Origin of the sequence: Pseudomonas sp. 30_B (genome assembly GCF_017491605.1) — a bacterium.
Classification (GTDB): Bacteria; Pseudomonadota; Gammaproteobacteria; order Pseudomonadales; family Pseudomonadaceae; genus Pseudomonas.
This window is the reverse complement of the sequence record NZ_JAFGYY010000007.1, coordinates 198,699-215,408: the sequence shown is the minus strand read 5'-3', so window position 1 is coordinate 215,408 and position 16,710 is coordinate 198,699. Positions and strand designations below refer to the sequence as shown.

General features: G+C 65.0%; 17 protein-coding genes. 10 read left to right on the top strand and 7 right to left on the bottom strand.

The features are described from left to right. Nucleotides 1-44 precede the first annotated feature (44 nt). Both ybaK and J5M67_RS10345 read left to right on the top strand, forming a co-directional pair. Nucleotides 45-515 carry a Cys-tRNA(Pro) deacylase gene (gene ybaK, locus J5M67_RS10350; RefSeq protein ID WP_207885213.1) on the top strand — a complete coding sequence of 157 codons (471 nt, stop codon included), beginning with the start codon at nucleotides 45-47 and terminating at the stop codon, nucleotides 513-515. 108 nt (nucleotides 516-623) lie between these two features. Continuing rightward, nucleotides 624-1,406 carry a PhzF family phenazine biosynthesis protein gene (locus J5M67_RS10345; protein ID WP_207885212.1) on the top strand — a complete coding sequence of 261 codons (783 nt, stop codon included), beginning with the start codon at nucleotides 624-626 and terminating at the stop codon, nucleotides 1,404-1,406. 3 nt (nucleotides 1,407-1,409) lie between these two features. On the opposite strand, the gene J5M67_RS10340 is transcribed toward J5M67_RS10345, so the two are convergent. Both J5M67_RS10340 and argF read right to left on the bottom strand, forming a co-directional pair. After that, nucleotides 1,410-2,495, bottom strand: coding sequence for an ABC transporter ATP-binding protein (locus J5M67_RS10340; protein WP_207885211.1), 1,086 nt, complete (start codon nucleotides 2,493-2,495; stop codon nucleotides 1,410-1,412). 131 nt (nucleotides 2,496-2,626) lie between these two features. Further along, nucleotides 2,627-3,544 (bottom strand): ornithine carbamoyltransferase, encoded by a 918-nt coding sequence (argF, locus tag J5M67_RS10335; RefSeq protein ID WP_207885210.1) that lies wholly within the window; start codon nucleotides 3,542-3,544, stop codon nucleotides 2,627-2,629. A 315-nt stretch (nucleotides 3,545-3,859) separates the two neighbouring features. On the opposite strand from argF, the gene J5M67_RS10330 reads away from it, so the two are divergent. The 3 genes from J5M67_RS10330 (at nucleotide 3,860) to J5M67_RS10320 (ending at nucleotide 7,635) form a co-directional block, all read left to right on the top strand. Continuing rightward, nucleotides 3,860-5,953, top strand: a complete 2,094-nt coding sequence (locus J5M67_RS10330) for a molybdopterin oxidoreductase family protein (protein ID WP_207885209.1) — start codon at nucleotides 3,860-3,862, stop codon at nucleotides 5,951-5,953. A 131-nt stretch (nucleotides 5,954-6,084) separates the two neighbouring features. Continuing rightward, nucleotides 6,085-6,411 (top strand): Grx4 family monothiol glutaredoxin, encoded by a 327-nt coding sequence (gene grxD / locus J5M67_RS10325; protein ID WP_207885208.1) that lies wholly within the window; start codon nucleotides 6,085-6,087, stop codon nucleotides 6,409-6,411. A 60-nt stretch (nucleotides 6,412-6,471) separates the two neighbouring features. Beyond that, the gene (locus J5M67_RS10320) at nucleotides 6,472-7,635 is read left to right on the top strand and encodes an MFS transporter (RefSeq protein WP_207885207.1); all 1,164 of its coding nucleotides are present in this window, start codon (nucleotides 6,472-6,474) and stop codon (nucleotides 7,633-7,635) included. 48 nt (nucleotides 7,636-7,683) lie between these two features. On the opposite strand, the gene bfrB is transcribed toward J5M67_RS10320, so the two are convergent. Then, a complete protein-coding gene (gene bfrB, locus J5M67_RS10315; RefSeq protein ID WP_207885206.1) occupies nucleotides 7,684-8,160 on the bottom strand; it encodes a bacterioferritin BfrB in 477 nt (158 codons plus the stop codon). 220 nt (nucleotides 8,161-8,380) lie between these two features. Next, nucleotides 8,381-8,596: a bacterioferritin-associated ferredoxin gene (locus J5M67_RS10310; protein WP_207885205.1), complete on the bottom strand. Its 216-nt coding sequence runs from the start codon at nucleotides 8,594-8,596 to the stop codon at nucleotides 8,381-8,383. A 278-nt stretch (nucleotides 8,597-8,874) separates the two neighbouring features. On the opposite strand from J5M67_RS10310, the gene J5M67_RS10305 reads away from it, so the two are divergent. Next, nucleotides 8,875-9,477 (top strand): peroxiredoxin, encoded by a 603-nt coding sequence (locus tag J5M67_RS10305; protein WP_207885204.1) that lies wholly within the window; start codon nucleotides 8,875-8,877, stop codon nucleotides 9,475-9,477. Nucleotides 9,478-9,920: 443 nt separating this feature from the next. Here the strand turns inward: J5M67_RS10305 and rnt are convergent, their stop codons facing one another. Together rnt and pyrC are read right to left on the bottom strand one after the other, a co-directional pair. Continuing rightward, the gene (rnt, locus tag J5M67_RS10300; RefSeq protein WP_207885203.1) at nucleotides 9,921-10,601 is read right to left on the bottom strand and encodes a ribonuclease T; all 681 of its coding nucleotides are present in this window, start codon (nucleotides 10,599-10,601) and stop codon (nucleotides 9,921-9,923) included. Next, the gene (pyrC, locus tag J5M67_RS10295; protein ID WP_207885202.1) at nucleotides 10,598-11,644 is read right to left on the bottom strand and encodes a dihydroorotase; all 1,047 of its coding nucleotides are present in this window, start codon (nucleotides 11,642-11,644) and stop codon (nucleotides 10,598-10,600) included. Before pyrC ends, rnt begins: the two co-directional genes overlap by 4 nt. Nucleotides 11,645-11,783: 139 nt before the next feature. Between pyrC and J5M67_RS10290 the strand changes: the two genes are divergently transcribed. From J5M67_RS10290 to ppnN, 4 genes are all read left to right on the top strand, one after another. After that, nucleotides 11,784-12,791 (top strand): OmpA family protein, encoded by a 1,008-nt coding sequence (locus tag J5M67_RS10290; RefSeq protein ID WP_207885201.1) that lies wholly within the window; start codon nucleotides 11,784-11,786, stop codon nucleotides 12,789-12,791. A 133-nt stretch (nucleotides 12,792-12,924) separates the two neighbouring features. Next, nucleotides 12,925-14,142: an argininosuccinate synthase gene (locus J5M67_RS10285; RefSeq protein ID WP_207885283.1), complete on the top strand. Its 1,218-nt coding sequence runs from the start codon at nucleotides 12,925-12,927 to the stop codon at nucleotides 14,140-14,142. Between the two features lie 94 nt (nucleotides 14,143-14,236). After that, the gene (gene gloA, locus J5M67_RS10280; protein WP_207885200.1) at nucleotides 14,237-14,629 is read left to right on the top strand and encodes a lactoylglutathione lyase; all 393 of its coding nucleotides are present in this window, start codon (nucleotides 14,237-14,239) and stop codon (nucleotides 14,627-14,629) included. A 296-nt stretch (nucleotides 14,630-14,925) separates the two neighbouring features. Continuing rightward, nucleotides 14,926-16,317: a nucleotide 5'-monophosphate nucleosidase PpnN gene (gene ppnN, locus J5M67_RS10275; protein ID WP_207885199.1), complete on the top strand. Its 1,392-nt coding sequence runs from the start codon at nucleotides 14,926-14,928 to the stop codon at nucleotides 16,315-16,317. A gap of 109 nt (nucleotides 16,318-16,426) precedes the next feature. Here ppnN and J5M67_RS10270 read toward each other — a convergent pair whose 3' ends face one another. Then, complete coding sequence (locus J5M67_RS10270) at nucleotides 16,427-16,609, bottom strand: PA3496 family putative envelope integrity protein (RefSeq protein WP_207885198.1); 183 nt, start codon at nucleotides 16,607-16,609, stop codon at nucleotides 16,427-16,429. Between the last annotated feature and the right edge of the window lie 101 nt (nucleotides 16,610-16,710).

Here is a 16,710-nt window from a genome sequence, read left to right as displayed (position 1 = left end):
ACTGTTATGCGCTGGAAAGCCGCCTGCGAGAACCCCGCACGACCATGACCCCCGCCATCGACCTGCTGAAGAAGAACCGTGCCAAACACCAGGTGCTGAGCTACGAGCACGACCCCAAGGCGCCGTCCTATGGATTGGAGGCCGCCGAGAAGCTCAACCTCGACCCGGCCCGGGTGTTCAAGACCCTGTTGGCCGCCAGCGAGAAGGGCGAGCTGCTGGTGGCGGTGGTGCCGGTGGCCGGCACCCTGGACCTCAAGGCGCTGGCCCATGCCGCCGGGGTGAAGAAGGCCGACATGGCCGACCCGAACGCCGCCCAGCGCGCCACCGGCTACCTGGTCGGCGGCATCAGCCCGCTGGGGCAGAAGAAGCGCCTGCGCACCTTCATCGACGAATCCGCCCAGGGCTTCCCGACCATCCATGTCAGCGCCGGCCGTCGTGGACTGGAAGTGGAATTGAGCGCCGAGACCCTGGCCGGGCTGACGTCCGCAACGTTCGCGCCCATCGGCCGAAGCTGAACGGTCGGGGGCTTAACGGTCAAAGCAAGGGACTGTCTGGTCCGTTCTGTACGGTTCGCCGTTCGCCGGCTTCTGTCATGCTCGGGCATCACTTTTCAGGAGACTGCCATGCAACTCGACTTCCATCAGGTGGATGCGTTCACCGACCGTCCCTTCGCCGGCAACCCGGCGATGGTTTACCGCCTGGATGCCTGGCTGGCCGACGAGCTGATGCAGAAGATCGCCGCCGAGCACAACCTGTCCGAGACTGCATTTCTGGTGAACGAGGCCGACGGCTGGCGCATCCGCTGGTTTACCCCGACCGCCGAGGTGCCGCTGTGCGGCCATGCGACCCTGGCCAGCGCCTATGTGCTGTTCGAGGTGTTCGGCGAGCCGGGCCAGTCCCTGGAGTTCAACTCGCAATCCGGACCGCTGCGGGTGTTCCGCGAGGAGGGCCGGCTGGCCCTGGATTTCCCAGCCCAGCCGCCGAGCGAAGCGGGCAGCACCGTGGAGCTTGAGCAGGCGCTGGGCCTGCCGGTGGTGGACGCCCTGAATACCCAGGCGCACCTGCTGGTACTGCTGGAGTCCGAGTACGCGGTGCGCAGTTGCTCGCCCGATTTCGCGGCGCTGGCGCGCATGCCGTATCTGGGGGTGATCGTCACCGCGCGTGGCGAGGACCATGACTTCGTCTCGCGCTTCTTCGCCCCGGCCATCGGCCTCAACGAAGACCCGGTGACCGGCGCCGCCCATTGCAGCCTGATCCCCTACTGGTCGCAGCGCCTGAACAAGTTGCAGATGAGCGCCTACCAGTGCTCGGCGCGCGGCGGCGAGCTGTGGTGCCGGCTGGAGGGGGATCGGGTGCGCATCGCCGGCCAGGCGCGGCTGATCGCCAGCGGCCGGATGGTTATCTGATCGTCAGCGTTGACGGCTGAGAACCTGCTGCGCTTCCACGCTGCCCTGGGCGGGGAACAGCACCAGGTGCTCGGCGGCGACGCTGATGCCCACCTCATCGCCGGGCTGGTGATCGGCATGGCTGGGGAAGATCGATTCCAGCTGGGTGCCGGTGGGCAGCTGCAGGCGGTAGAGGGTCGCCGCGCCGAGGAATGACTTGCCGACGATCCGCGCCTTCAGTGCGCCGTCGACGGCCGGGACCAGGTCGTCCGGACGCAGCAGTACGTCCACCGCGCTACCGTCGGGCAGGCTGTAGGCGCGGTTGCCGCGCAGCACGCCCAGTTCGGTCTGCACCGCATCGGCGCCACGCATCTGGCCGCGAATGAAATAGCCCTGGCCGATGAAGCTGGCGACGAAGGGCGTCTGCGGCTCGTGGTAGAGATTGAACGGGGTATCCCACTGTTCCAGCCGGCCGTGGCGGAATACGCCGACGTGGTCGCTGACGGCGAAGGCTTCTTCCTGATCATGGGTGACCAGGATGGCGCTGGTGCCGCGCGCCTTGAGGATGTCGCGCACCTCGTGGCTGAGCTGGCGGCGCAGCTCCACATCGAGGTTGGAGAAGGGCTCGTCGAGCAGCAGCAATTGTGGTTGCGGGGCCAGCGCGCGGGCCAGGGCCACGCGTTGTTGCTGGCCGCCGGAAAGTTCGTGGGGGAAGCGCTGGCCAAGACTGTCGAGCTTCACCAGTTCCAGCAGTTCGCCGACGATGCGCTCGCGCTCGGGGTGCTTGCGGATGCCGAAGGCGATGTTGTCCGCCACCGACAGGTGCGGGAACAGCGCGTAATCCTGGAACACCATGCCGATCCGGCGCTTCTCCGGCGACAGGGTGAAGCCCGGGCGGGAAATCACTTCGCCGGCCAGCTCGATACGGCCGCTCTGAATCGGTTCGAATCCGGCGATGGCGCGCAGGGTGGTGGTCTTGCCGCAGCCCGAGGGGCCGAGCAGGCAACCGATGTCGCCGGCGTTCAGGTGCAGGTTGACCCCTTGCACCACGCGCTGCTGTTCATAGCCACAGGAAAGGTTATCGAGGGTGAGCAGCAGCGGTTGGGGCATCGGGCTTGGAACCTGTTCGGCATTTCGCCGGGCACAGTCCGGGCCGGGCGGAAGCAGGAAGGAAGCGCAGTCTACGCCGGCTCCTGCTTCCAGCGCCGCCCGTGCGAAACGGGCAGCGAACGGACAGGTTCTCAGGCGTAGTGGGCGTGCTCGACCAGCAGTTCGAGCAGGGCCTTCTGGGCGTGGAGACGGTTTTCCGCCTGGTCCCAGGCCACGGAGCGCGCGTCGTCCAGCAGGTCAACGCTGATCTCTTCGCCACGGTGGGCCGGCAGGCAGTGCATGAATAGTACATCCGCCGCGGCGCCATCGAGCAGCGCACGTGTTACCTGATATGGCTGGAACAGGCGCAGGCGCGCGGCCGCTTCGTCTTCCTGGCCCATGGAGGCCCAGACGTCGGTGCTCACCAGGTGCGCGCCGGCTACCGCTTCGCGCGGGGCGCGGAAGATCTTCACGCGCTCGCCGGCCAGCTCCATCAGCGCGGCGTTCGGCTCGTAGCCTTCCGGGCAGGCCACGTTGAGCTGGAAGTCGAAGCGGATCGCCGCCTCGATGTAGCTGTTGCACATGTTGTTGCCGTCGCCGATCCAGGCCACGGTCTTGCCGGCGATGCTGCCGCGATGCTCATGGAAGGTCTGCATGTCGGCCAGCAACTGGCAGGGGTGCAGATCGTCCGACAGGCCGTTGATCACCGGCACGCGGGAGTTTTCCGCGAACTCGATCAGGTTGCTGTGGGCGAAGGTGCGGATCATCACCGCATCGACCATCCGCGACATCACCCGCGCGGCGTCGGCGATCGGCTCGCCACGGCCCAGCTGGGTGTCGCGCGGGGAGAGGAAGATGGCCTGGCCGCCGAGCTGGATCATGCCGGCTTCGAAGGAAATCCGCGTCCGGGTCGAGGCCTTCTCGAAGATCATGCCGAGCACGCGGTTCTTCAGCGGTTCGTAGAGTACGCCTCGGTTTCGCAGGTCCCTCAGCTCGGTGGCGCGGCGGATCAGACCGAGCAGTTCTTCGGTCGTGTAATCCAGCATCGAGAGGAAGTGACGTGCGCTCATGGTTCGTACCTACTACTTATTCTCAGAATCGGGCCGAGGAACCGACCGGATTTCGTGAGAAAAAACGGGCTGAACCTGCGGCGGGACCGCATGGAGCGGGAAATGGGGGAAGGCGCGATCCTATAAGGAAATGACGGATATACGCAAGTTTCGCCCGGAGGCCCCGTCGGCCGGGCCTTCTCCATGGTCGTTCCTGATGCCGGGGGATTCACCCGACAGAAGCTGGTGGTGCTTATCCGGGGCGCGTTCCATAGTGCTCTGCGACCCCACGACCGGCGCCACGAGCGACCGGCGACAACAACAACGAGGCGAGCCATGAGCAAGACCCTCCACCACCGTGCGTGCCACCTGTGCGAGGCCATCTGCGGCCTGACCATCGAGACCGAGGATACGCGCATCCTCTCGATCAAGGGCGATGCGCAGGACAGTTTCAGCCGTGGTCACGTGTGCCCCAAGGCCGTGGCGCTGCAGGACATCCAGAACGACCCGGACCGTCTGCGTCAGCCGGTGCGGCGGGTCGGCAGCGAATGGCAGCCGATCGGCTGGGACGAGGCCTTCGAGCTGGTCGCCGCGCGCCTGGCGGATATCCGCGAACGCCATGGCAACGATGCCGTGGCCGTGTACCAGGGCAACCCCAGCGTGCACAACTACGGGCTGATGACCCACAGCAACTACTTCCTCGGCCAGCTGAAGACCCGCAACCGCTACTCGGCGACCTCGGTGGACCAGCTGCCGCACCACCTAGTCAGCCAGCAGATGTTCGGCCATGGCCTGCTGATCCCGATCCCGGACATCGACCACACCGATTTCATGCTCATCCTGGGCGGCAATCCGCTGGCGTCCAACGGCAGCATCATGACCGTGCCGGATGTGGAGAAACGCCTGAAGGCCGTGAAGGCGCGCGGCGGCAAGCTGGTCGTGATCGATCCGCGCCGCACCGAGACGGCAGCGATTGCGGACCAGCACCTGTTCGTTCGTCCCGGCGAGGACGCGGCGTTACTGCTGGGCATCCTCGACACGCTGCTCGGTGAAGGGCTGACCCGTGAGAGCCATCTGCCGGTGGCTGGCCTGGACTCCGTACGCGAGGCGCTGAAGCCGTTCCAGGTCGAGGCGATGGCCGCGCGCTGCGGCGTGCCGGCTGAGGATATTCGCCAGCTGGCGCGGGATTTCGCCGCCGCCGACAAGGCCGTCTGCTACGGCCGCATGGGCGTTTCCACCCAGGTATTCGGCAGCCTCTGCCAGTGGCTGGTGCAACTGATCAACCTGCTCACCGGCAATCTCGACCGGGTCGGCGGCACGCTGTGCACCACGCCGGCGGTGGACCTGGTGGCGAGCACTTCCGGTGGCGCCTTCAACCGCTGGCAGAGCCGCGTGTCCGGACTGCCGGAGTATGGCGGCGAACTGCCGGTGGCGGCGCTGGCCGAAGAGATGCTCACCGAAGGGGAAGGGCAGGTGCGCGCCCTGGTGACGGTCGCCGGCAATCCGGTGCTGTCCACGCCCAATGGCCGGCGCCTGGAGCAGGCGCTGGACGGCCTGGAGTTCATGCTCAGCGTCGACCTGTACATCAACGAAACCACGCGTTACGCCGACCTGATCCTGCCACCCACCGCGCCGCTGGAGCACGATCACTACGACACCACCTTCAATCTCTTCGCGGTGCGCAACGTCACGCGCTTCAACGAGGCGGTGCTGCCCAAGCCGCAGGGCGCGCTGCATGACTGGGAGATCTTCGTCGGCCTGGCCAAGGCCTATGCCACGCGCATGGGCAGCGAGCTGAAGCCGACGATGGCGCCGGAGCAGATGATCGAGATGGGCCTGCGCTTCGGCCCCTATGGCGATGCCAGCGAGCACAAGCTGAACCTCGGGAAGCTGCGCGAGCATCCCCACGGGCTGGACCTCGGCCCGCTGCAGCCGAACCTCGTGGCGCGCCTGAAGACCTCCAGCTGCAATGTCGAGGCCGCACCGGAAATCCTGCTGAACGACCTGCGCCGTTTCGCCGACACCCAGGCGCCGGCAGCGGACCAGTTGCTGTTGATCGGCCGTCGCCATGTGCGCAGCAACAACTCCTGGATGCACAACTATCACCGCCTGGTGAAGGGCAAGCCGCGCCACCAGTTGCTCATGCACCCGCAGGACCTGGCCGCGCGCGGGCTGGTGGATGGGCAGAAGGTGCGGGTGCGCTCGCGGGTCGGCAGCGTCGAGATCGAGGTGGCGGCCAGCGACGAGGTGATGGCCGGCGTGGTCAGCCTGCCCCACGGCTGGGGGCACGGGCGACCGGGCGTGCAGCTGTCCATCGCCCGCGAGCAGGGTGGGGCCAGCGCCAACGACCTGACCGACGAGCGCCACCTGGATGCGCTTTCCGGCAATACCGCGCTGAACGGCGTACCGGTGGAGGTCGAGGTGGCCTGACAGGCTGTCGCATGCCCCTGCAAAGCCGAGCGTAGTGCTCGGCTTTGCAGTACAATGCGCCTAACCGTGCCGGCCAGACGCCGCCTGTGGTGCTGCCGGGTCAGTATCTGAGAGTTCAGCCGAGGAAGTTCATGGATATCATCGATACCATCAAAGAACAGATCGCCAACAACCCCGTCCTTCTGTACATGAAGGGCTCGCCGAATGCTCCGCAGTGCGGTTTCTCGGCCCGCGCCGCACAGGTGCTGATGGCTTGCGGCGAGAAGTTCGCCTACGTCGACATCCTGCAGAACCCGGAAATCCGCGCCAACCTGCCCAAGTACGCCAACTGGCCGACCTTCCCGCAACTGTGGGTCGGCGGCGAGCTGGTCGGCGGCAGCGACATCCTGGCCGAGATGTTCGAGAAGGGTGAGCTGCAACCGCTGATCAAGGACGCCGTAGGCAAGGCCGACGCCTGAGTCTTTCGTGCTTCGCACAAAGCCCCGCTTCGGCGGGGCTTTGTTTTTGGGAAGAAATAAATGACCGAACACACACGGACGAACGCCGCGCGCTGGGCCTGCGGCTACTGTTTCGCCATGGGCGGGATGGTGCATGGCAGCGTGATGGGACGGGTGCCGGCGCTCAAGAACATGACCGGCGTGGACGAGCAGGAGCTCGGCCAGGCGCTGCTGGGCGCGGGTTTCGGTGCATTGCTGGCGTTCCTCTTCGCCGGCGCCCTGGTGCGTCGCTACGGCAGCCGGGCGATTACCATCGCCTCGGGGCTGGCGCTGATGGCCAGCTTCCCGCTGCCGGGGCTGGCGCAGAATGTCTGGGAGCTGGCGGCGGGTTTCCTCCTGGTCGGCCTGACCTTCGCCACCCTGGACGTGGCGATGAACACCCAGGCGGTGGAGGTGGAGCGGCGCCTCGGTCGGCCGTGCATTGCCGGCCTGCATGGCATGTACAGCCTGGGCGGCCTGGCCGGCGCGGTGGGTGCGGCGGTCTTCGCCGACCTGGCGCCGCTGTGGCACTTCACCCTGCTGGCGGTGATCGCGGCGGCGATCCTGCCGTTCTTCGCCCGCAATCTGTTCGAAGGGCGCCCGGAGCCCACGGAGGAGGAGGCGCCAGCCCGACGTGGCTGGCGCCTGCCGCCACCGTCGCTGATCGGTCTGGGACTGCTGACGGCGTGCGCGTTCGTTTCCGAAGGGGCGGTGGCCGACTGGGGCGCCTTGCTGCTGCACCAGGTGATGGGCGCGTCCGAGCGCCTGGCGGCGCTGGGCTTTGCGGCGTTCTCCGCGACCATGGTGCTGGGCCGGCTGTTCGGCGATCGGCTGCGCGTGCGCTTTGCCGACGAGGCGCTGGTGCGCAACCTGGCGTTGCTGGCCATCGCGGGCATGTTCCTGGCGCTGTTCAGCCCCTGGGTAGCCAGTGCTATCGCCGGCTTCGCCCTGGTGGGTGTCGGTCTGTCGGTGGTGGTGCCGATCCTGATCGGCGCGGCAGGCAATCGGCCGGGCATCGAGCCGTCCAAAGGCGTGGCGGCGGTGGCGGGGTTCGGTTATGGGGGCTTGCTGCTGGGGCCGCCGCTGATCGGCTTCCTCGCCGAGCATCTGGGGCTGCGTCTGTCGTTGCTGGTGGTGGTGCTGTTGTGTGGCGGGCTCGTGTTCAAGGCATCGCTGGTGCGCCGTCCGCCGAAGGCTAACGGCTAGAGTGGAAGGGCACCGGCGTCCACAACAGCGCCGGTGCCTTTTGCCTGATCAGTCGTCTTCGTGCATGTGCGACTGCAGGTAGTTTTCCAGACCGACTTTCTGGATCAGGCCCAACTGGGTTTCCAGGTAGTCGATGTGCTCTTCCTCGGATTCGAGGATGTCCTTGAGCAGATCGCGGCTCACGTAGTCATGCACGCTTTCGCAATGCACGATGGCGTCGCGCAGGTCCTTGCAGGCCTTGAGTTCCAGGTTCAGGTCGCACTGCAGCATTTCCTGGGTGTTCTCGCCGATCAGCAGCTTGCCCAGGTCCTGCAGGTTGGGCAGGCCTTCGAGGAACAGGATGCGTTCGATGAGCTTGTCAGCATGTTTCATCTCATCGATGGACTCGTGGTACTCGTGCGCGCCGAGGCGCTTCAGGCCCCAGTCGTTCCACATGCGCGAGTGCAGGAAATATTGGTTGATGGCGATCAGCTCGTTACCGAGGACCTTGTTCAAGTGCTGGATGACTTTCTTGTCGCCTTTCATGCCGGGCTCCTGCCGTGTGAGTGGAAGAGAGTGAAAGTGTGGTCCTCTTATAACCGACTGTCAAACATAAGTACTTGAATTTGCTATAAAAAGGAATATGAATGCGAATGTTTTCATTCCGCAATTCGGCGTTAAGACGCTGAAATTCAGGCACAAAAAAACCGGGCATGGCCCGGTTTTCCTTCGGAATCTCTGCTGAGTTGAGCGCAGGTCGCGTCGATCAGCCTGCCGCGTAGGCGAGGGAGTAGTTCATCGACTGCGCGCTCTGCAGTTCGCTCAGGGTCTCGCGAACGACTTGCTTGGCGAGGCAGGCGCACTTGCCGCACTGGGTGCCGACACCGGTGCTTTCACGCACTTCGCGGTAATTGCAGCAGCCTTCGTAGATCGCTTCGCGGATGTGGGTATCGGTGACACCTTGGCAGAGGCAGACGTACATGGTTGCACTACGCATCGCTATGGGGTTGTTGAAGGCGATACTAATCTTAATGAGAATGATTGTCAAAGTTTGCTGGGCAGGCATTTTCATGACCGGATAAATGGTCATTTCCTTCAATGGGTTAGCCTTGCCGGGCGGTGGGGGAAAGCGCTGGGCGGGCCGGAAAGACGCGGTGTATCATGACCGGCCCACTGGAGTGGAAAGCCCACTGGTCCGGCGTTTCGAGCCGGGCAGGGCGTCTTGCACTCCCTCACGTCCTCACCTCCAGGAGATATGGAATGAGCGTACTCGTAGGTAAGAAAGCTCCCGACTTCAACGTAGCGGCCGTCCTCGGCAACGGCGAGATCGTCGACAGCTTCGTGCTGTCCGAAGCCATCAAGGGCAAGTACGGCCTGGTGTTCTTCTACCCGCTGGACTTCACCTTCGTCTGCCCGTCCGAGCTGATCGCCCTGGACCACCGCATCCCCGATTTCCAGGCGCGCAACGTCGAAGTGATCGGCGTGTCCATCGACTCCCACTTCACCCACAACGCCTGGCGTAACACCCCGGTGGACAAGGGTGGCATCGGCCCGGTCAAGTACACCCTGGCCGCCGACATCACCCACGAAATCGCCAAGGCCTATGACGTCGAGTCCGCCGACGGTGTCGCGTTCCGTGGTGCCTTCCTGATCGACCAGAACGGCGTGGTGCGCTCGCAGATCGTCAACGACCTGCCGCTGGGCCGCAACATGGACGAGCTGCTGCGTCTGGTCGATGCCCTGCAGTTCACCGAAGAGCACGGCGAAGTCTGCCCGGCCAACTGGAAGAAGGGCGACAAGGGCATGACCGCCTCGCCGGAAGGCGTTGCCGCCTACCTGGCCGAGAATGCCAGCAAGCTGTAAGGCTGCTTGCGCATGAAAGAGCCCCGCTTTGGCGGGGCTTTTTATTGCGCGCTCAAGCTGCCTTTCGGAGGAGCAACTGTCTTCTTCTGGATAGTCTGTGCCGACACGCCCCCTCACCCCAGCCCTCTCCCAGAGGGAGAGGGGGCAGATCGTGCCGGCTGACGTCATGGTTTCATCCTGCACCGGACGGTCCCCTCTCCCGCATGCGGGAGAGGGTTAGGGTGAGGGGCTCTTGATCTCGTAGGAGCGGACATTGTCCGCGATGATCCCCGTCGCGAGGCAGATCGCGGACGGAGTCCTACCTTGTCTTCTGGGGCCCCGCGATGATTGGGACGACGGTTCGCGAGCAAGCTCGCTCCTACAAGGTAACGTGCGAGTTCGGTGCAAGGTGGTAAGAAAAAGCCCCGCAAGTGCGGGGCTTTTTCATGGGGCGGGGACGACGATCAGTCCTCGTCGTCCATCCAGCCGCCGAATTCCTTCCAGCGGTTGACGATGCCGCAGAACAGCTCGGCGGTCTTCTCGGTGTCGTAGCGCGCCGAGTGCGCCTCGCGGTTGTCGAACTCGATGCCGGCGGTCTGGCAGGCCTTGGCCAGTACGGTCTGGCCGTAGGCGAGGCCGGCGAGGGTGGCGGTGTCGAAGCTGGAGAAGGGGTGGAACGGGTTGCGCTTCATGCCGGTGCGGTTCACCGCGGCATTGAGGAAGCCCAGGTCGAAGCTGCTGTTGTGGCCGACCAGGATCGCCCGCTTGCAGCCGTTGGACTTGAGCGACTTGCGCACGCCGCGGAAGATCTCGGTCAGCGCCTGTTCTTCCGGCACGGCCATGCGCAGCGGATGGTCCAACTTGATGCCGGTGAACTCCAGGGCGGCCTGCTCGATGTTGGCACCTTCGAAGGGCTCCACACGGAAGAAGTAGGTGTGTTCCGGGAACAGGTACCCGCTCTCGTCCATGCCGATGGTGACGGCGGCGATTTCCAGCAGGGCATCGGTGCCGGCGTTGAAGCCGCCGGTCTCGACGTCCACGACCACCGGCAGGTAGCCACGGAAGCGGCGCGCCATCGGCTGGCGCGGGCCGGGCGGGAAGGAACCGTCGAGTTCTTCTTCGAAGATTTCGTTCTCGTCACTCATGCCTGGGTCTCCAGCAGGCGCCAGCGCAGCTTCTCGCCGGCACGCAGCGGGACCACTTCGAAATCGCCGAACGGCAGCGCTGCCGGGGCTTCCCATTCGTCACGGACCAGGGTGATGCGGTCGCTGTTGCGCGGCAGGCCGTAGAAGTCCGGGCCGTGGAAGCTGGCGAAGGCTTCCAGCTTGTCCAGCGCATTGCGCTGCTCGAAGGCCTCGGCGTACATCTCGATGGCCGCATAGGCGGTGTAGCAGCCGGCGCAGCCGCAGGCGGCTTCCTTGGCGTGGCGCGCGTGGGGCGCGGAGTCGGTGCCGAGGAAGAACTTCGGATTGCCGCTGGTGGCCGCATCCAGCAGGGCTTCCTGGTGGGTGTTGCGCTTGAGGATCGGCAGGCAATAGAAGTGCGGGCGAATGCCGCCAACCAGCATGTGGTTGCGGTTGTACAGCAGGTGATGCGCGGTGATGGTGGCGCCGACGTTGGCCGGTGCGGCCTTGACGAAGGCGGCGGCATCGCCGGTGGTGATGTGTTCGAGGACTACTTTCAGCGTCGGGAAGCGCTCGACCACGCGGGTCAGGTGCTCGTCGATGAAGCGCTTCTCGCGGTCGAACACGTCGACTTCGGAGCGGGTCACCTCGCCATGTACCAGCAGCGGCAGGCCGACTTTGGCCATGGCTTCGAGCACGTGGAAGATATTGTCGACGCTGGTCACGCCGGAATCGGAGTTGGTGGTGGCGCCGGCCGGGTACAGCTTGGCGGCGTGCACGTAGCCCGAGGCCTTGGCCGCGCGAACGTCTTCGACGCTGGTGCGGTCGGTGAGGTAGAGCACCATCAGCGGCTCGAAGCGGCTGCCGGCCGGACGGACGGCCAGGATGCGCTGGCGATAGGCGTCGGCTTCGACGGCGTTGCGCACCGGCGGAACCAGGTTCGGCATGATGATGGCGCGGCCGAAGGTACGGGCGGCGTCGCCGACGGTTTGCGCGAGTGCGGCGCCGTCGCGCAGGTGGATGTGCCAGTCGTCGGGGCGCAGGAGTGTCAGGCGGTCGGACATGCGGATTCCAGGAAGGCGGTTGCAGCGGAAAGAGTGGGGAAATGCTACCGGAAAAGGCCGTCGGCGGCACTCGCTATCAAGTTTTGCCGTGGCCGACCGATAGATTCGGAGACCCGAATCCGATTGTGTGGAACGCACCGTGCGCCAGCCATCTCTTCTCCTGCTCGTCCTTTGCGCGAGCCTTCCGGCCTGGGGGCTGACCTTCCAGTCGCGCCTGGAAAGCGCCCAATGGACGGTGGCGGGCGACCAGTTCGAGTGCCGGCTGACGCAGAGCGTGGCGGGTTTCGGCCAGGGCGAATTCGTCTGGCGCGCCGGCGAGCAGCCGACCTTCCGTCTCAGGCAGCAGCAGGATTGGCTCGGGCGTGGTTCGGCAACGCTGCTGGCGGCGGCGCCACCGTGGCGGCCGGGGCAGGGCGACGTGAACCTGGGATCGGTGCCGGTTGGCGACGGCGACGTGCCCTTCAACAGCAGCCAGCAACAGGCCGGGCGCTTGCTCGGTGGCCTGCTGGAAGGTCGCACGCCGGAAGTACGGCACCGCACCCGGGACGGCGAGCGTTTGCTGGTGCGCCTGCTGCCGACACGTTTCGCGGCCGGCTACGCACAGTTCCAGGACTGTTCGGCGAAGATGCTGCCGGTCAATTTCGACCAGGTGCGGCAGAGCCAGATCGGCTTCCCCAATGGTACCGAACTCGACGCACTGGCTCGCGCCAAGCTGGACATCATCCTGCAGTACATGAAGGCCGATCCGAGCGTGAACCGCATCGAGCTCGACGGTCACTCCGACAACAGCGGCAACCGCCTGGTCAACCGCGATACCTCGCGCCGTCGCGCCGTCGCGGTGATGGAGTACCTCAAGGCCAATGGCGTGCCGGAGTCGGAGATCACCGTGCGCTTCTATGGCGAGCGCTATCCGCTGGTGAAGAACAACTCCGAGGCCAACCGCGCGCGCAATCGCCGGGTGACGGTGAACCTGTCCCGCGAGGTGGTCGTCGATGAAGCTCCGGCCGAGGCCCCGGCGGCACCTGCCGCTTCGGAGCCCACGGCGCCTGCGCCCAGTGCCGGCGCGCCGGCGAAAGCCGCTGCACCGGCTGCTCCCGCAGCGCCCGCGGCCAACGCCGTCACGCCGCCGGCGGCGCCCAAGGGCTGAGCCTGCGGCAGCGAGTCGCACCGACGATAGAATTTGTCGCTTTGTCATCTAAAGCTGTCGCGCCTCTGTAAATTATGCTGGGCCAGCAGTAGAATCGATCCTTTTCGTGACAACCCCCGTGGAGTTGAGTGGCATGGCGGACGTGAAGAAGGTAGTCCTGGCGTATTCCGGTGGCCTGGATACCTCCGTAATTCTGAAGTGGCTGCAGGATACCTATAACTGTGAAGTGGTGACCTTCACCGCCGACCTGGGTCAGGGCGAGGAGGTCGAGCCGGCCCGCGCCAAGGCCAAGCAGCTGGGCGTGAAAGAGGTCTTCATCGAGGACCTGCGCGAAGAGTTCGTCCGTGACTTCGTCTACCCGATGTTCCGTGCCAACACCATCTACGAAGGCGAGTACCTGCTGGGTACTTCCATCGCGCGTCCGCTGATCGCCAAGCGCCTGATCGAGATCGCCAACGCCACTGGCGCTGACGCCATCTCCCACGGCGCCACCGGCAAGGGCAACGACCAGGTGCGTTTCGAGCTGGGCGCCTATGCGCTCAAGCCGGGCGTGAAGGTGATCGCTCCCTGGCGCGAGTGGGACCTGCTGTCCCGCGAGAAGCTGATGGACTACGCCGAAGCCCACAACATCCCGATCGAGCGCCACGGCAAGAAGAAGTCGCCGTACTCCATGGATGCCAACCTGCTGCACATCTCCTATGAAGGCGGCGTGCTGGAAGACACCTGGACCGAGCACGAAGAAGACATGTGGAAGTGGACCGTCTCCCCGGAGAAGGCCCCTGACGCGCCGACCTACATCGAGCTGACCTACCGCAAGGGCGACATCGTCGCCATCGACGGCAAGGAAATGACTCCGGCCCAGGTGCTGACCGAGCTGAACCGCATCGGCGGCGCCAACGGCATCGGCCGTCTCGACATCGTCGAGAACCGCTATGTCGGCATGAAGTCCCGCGGCTGCTACGAGACCCCCGGCGGCACCATCATGCTCAAGGCGCACCGCGCCATCGAGTCGATCACCCTGGACCGCGAAGTCGCTCACCTGAAGGACGAGCTGATGCCGCGCTACGCCAAGCTGATCTACACCGGCTACTGGTGGAGCCCGGAGCGCGAGATGCTCCAGCAGATGATTGATGCCTCCCAGGAGTACGTGAACGGCGTCGTGCGCCTGAAGCTGTACAAGGGCAACGTCATCGTGGTTGGCCGCAAGTCCGACGACTCGCTGTTCGATGCCAACATCGCGACCTTCGAGGAAGACGGCGGCGCCTACAACCAGGCCGATGCCGCGGGCTTCATCAAGCTCAACGCGCTGCGCATGCGCATCGCCGCGAACAAGGGCCGCAAGCTGTTCTGATAAGCTGGTGACCCCGTGACAAGCAAACCCCGGCCACGAGCCGGGGTTTGCGTTTATAGGCCCCGCATCCGGGGCGCCTGATGAGGAAGAATCGATGAGACTGCTGCATACCATGCTGCGCGTCGGCGACCTGGACAAATCCATCGCCTTCTACACCGAAGTCCTGGGCATGACCCTGCTGCGCCGCAAGGATTATCCGGACGGCCAGTTCACCCTGGCGTTCGTGGGTTACGGCAACGAAGACGACAACAGCGTCATCGAGCTGACCTACAACTGGGGCGTCGACCAGTACGAACTGGGCACCGGCTACGGCCACATCGCCCTGGAAGTGGCCGACGTCTACAAGGCCTGCGAGGACATCCGCTCCCGCGGCGGCAAGATCACCCGCGAGCCGGGCCCGATGAAGCACGGCACCAGCATCCTGGCCTTCGTCGAGGACCCGGACGGCTACAAGATCGAGCTGCTCTCGCCGCAGCGCAAGGACTGATCCTCCGCTTCGCGCGAGATGTCTCTGGAGAAACCCCGCCCGCCCGGCGGGGTTTTTCTTTGCCGGTTGTCATCAGAAAGACACCGGAGCGGTCATACTCAAGGTGCATCGACGTCGGATGCGTCGATTGCGGAAGCAGTTTCCGCCATTTGCTTGTCAGAGACAGAGGAGCATCGCGCACGGGCCGGAGAATCCCCGCTGCGCTCCCTCCGATAATGACGACCGATGGACGGCCGCACCGATTTTTCCGGGTGCCCGGCGCTCTGCGTCCGGCAGCCTAAGTCAAGGAATACAGCATGTCCCCAAGACCGGTAAACAATGCTTCGGTCAGCCCCAAGGGCAGCCTCGAAACCCTCTCCCAACGTGAAGTGCACCAGCTCAGCGAAGCAGGCACGGGCAGCAGCTACAAACTCTTCCGCCAGTGTGCCCTGGCCATCCTCAACACCGGCACGCAGATCGACAACGCCAAGCACATCCTCGACGCCTACCGCGACTTCGAGCTGGAAATCCACCAGCAGGAGCGTGGTGTGCGCCTGGAACTGTTCAACGCGCCGGCCGACGCCTTCGTCGATGGCGAGATGATCGCCAGCACCCGCGAGATGCTGTTCAGCGCCCTGCGCGACATCGTCTACACCCAGAACGAACTGAACAGCCAGCGTTTCGACCTGGACAGCTCGGCGGGCATCACCGACTACGTCTTCCACCTGCTACGCAATGCCCGCGCGCTGCATGCCGGGGTGGAACCGAAGATCGTCGTGTGCTGGGGCGGCCACTCCATCAGCACCAATGAATACAAGTACACCAAGAAGGTCGGCCACGAACTGGGCCTGCGCAGTCTGGACGTCTGCACCGGCTGCGGCCCGGGCGTGATGAAGGGCCCGATGAAGGGCGCCACCATCGGCCATGCCAAGCAGCGCAACACCAAGGGCCGCTACCTGGGGCTGACCGAGCCGGGGATCATCGCCGCCGAGGCGCCAAACCCCATCGTCAACGAACTGGTGATCCTGCCGGATATCGAAAAGCGCCTGGAGGCCTTCGTCCGCGTAGGCCACGGCATCATCGTGTTCCCCGGCGGCGTCGGCACCGCGGAGGAGTTCCTCTACCTGCTGGGCATCCTGATGCACCCGGACAACCAGGACATGCCGTTCCCGGTGGTGCTCACCGGCCCGCGCAGCGCGGCGGCCTACATCGAGCAGTTGCACGCCTTCGTCGGCGCTACCCTGGGTGAAGCGGCGCAGCAGCGCTACAAGATCGTCATCGACGATCCGGTAGAGGTCGCGCGGGAAATGAGCGAGGGGCTGCGGCAGGTCAAGCAGTTCCGCCGCGAGCGCAACGATGCCTACCACTTCAACTGGCTGCTGAAGATCGAGGAAGGTTTCCAGCGGCCGTTCGAGCCGACCCACGAGAACATGGCGAGCCTGGACCTCAGCCGCGAGGTGCCGCCCCATGAGCTGGCGGCAAACCTGCGCCGGGCCTTCTCCGGCATCGTCGCCGGCAACGTGAAGGACAAGGGCATCCGCATGATCGAGGAGTTCGGCCCGTACGAGATCCACGGCGACGCGGCCATCATGGAGCCGCTGGATGCGCTGCTGCAGGCCTTCGTCGAGCAGCACCGGATGAAGCTGCCGGGCGGCGCGGCGTATGAGCCGTGCTATCGGGTGGTGCAGCGCGAGGGTGTCGCGGTGTGATCCGGAGCGGGCCATGGCGATCGCGCGCATGGCGCGCTCCTACGCAACCAACAAAAAGCCCCGCCAGGATGCGGGGCTTTTTCATGCGGGTATTACATTCAGGAGCAGGCTACAGGTCGAAATCGTAGTCGGACAGCTGACGCTGCAGGCGACGCTCTTCGAGGTAGTTGTCGATGATGCGGCGCTTGGTCAGGTTGGTCTTGGCGACCTCTGCCGCGGCTTCGGCGCCATCATCGCTGTCGTCTGTGCTGACATCGTCCTCGAGTTCGAGGTCTTCTTTGTCGTTTGCCATTCGGTGCACTCCACAACACGGGGTGTGTTGGCGCCCCTTATATCGACAAAGGACCGGACCGTAAAAAAGATTTTTTCAATCAGGCTGAAGGAATTTTCCCA

Coding starts and splice junctions, on each gene's coding strand:
- pyrC (WP_207885202.1), bottom strand. CDS start 11,644: ATGTCCGACCGCCTGACACTCCTGCGCCCCGACGACTGGCACATCCAC.
- gloA (WP_207885200.1), top strand. CDS start 14,237: ATGAGACTGCTGCATACCATGCTGCGCGTCGGCGACCTGGACAAATCC.
- J5M67_RS10330 (WP_207885209.1), top strand. CDS start 3,860: ATGAGCAAGACCCTCCACCACCGTGCGTGCCACCTGTGCGAGGCCATC.
- bfrB (WP_207885206.1), bottom strand. CDS start 8,160: ATGAAAGGCGACAAGAAAGTCATCCAGCACTTGAACAAGGTCCTCGGT.
- ybaK (WP_207885213.1), top strand. CDS start 45: ATGACCCCCGCCATCGACCTGCTGAAGAAGAACCGTGCCAAACACCAG.
- rnt (WP_207885203.1), bottom strand. CDS start 10,601: ATGAGTGACGAGAACGAAATCTTCGAAGAAGAACTCGACGGTTCCTTC.
- ppnN (WP_207885199.1), top strand. CDS start 14,926: ATGTCCCCAAGACCGGTAAACAATGCTTCGGTCAGCCCCAAGGGCAGC.
- J5M67_RS10285 (WP_207885283.1), top strand. CDS start 12,925: ATGGCGGACGTGAAGAAGGTAGTCCTGGCGTATTCCGGTGGCCTGGAT.
- J5M67_RS10310 (WP_207885205.1), bottom strand. CDS start 8,596: ATGTACGTCTGCCTCTGCCAAGGTGTCACCGATACCCACATCCGCGAA.
- argF (WP_207885210.1), bottom strand. CDS start 3,544: ATGAGCGCACGTCACTTCCTCTCGATGCTGGATTACACGACCGAAGAA.
- J5M67_RS10340 (WP_207885211.1), bottom strand. CDS start 2,495: ATGCCCCAACCGCTGCTGCTCACCCTCGATAACCTTTCCTGTGGCTAT.
- J5M67_RS10345 (WP_207885212.1), top strand. CDS start 624: ATGCAACTCGACTTCCATCAGGTGGATGCGTTCACCGACCGTCCCTTC.
- J5M67_RS10305 (WP_207885204.1), top strand. CDS start 8,875: ATGAGCGTACTCGTAGGTAAGAAAGCTCCCGACTTCAACGTAGCGGCC.
- grxD (WP_207885208.1), top strand. CDS start 6,085: ATGGATATCATCGATACCATCAAAGAACAGATCGCCAACAACCCCGTC.
- J5M67_RS10270 (WP_207885198.1), bottom strand. CDS start 16,609: ATGGCAAACGACAAAGAAGACCTCGAACTCGAGGACGATGTCAGCACA.
- J5M67_RS10320 (WP_207885207.1), top strand. CDS start 6,472: ATGACCGAACACACACGGACGAACGCCGCGCGCTGGGCCTGCGGCTAC.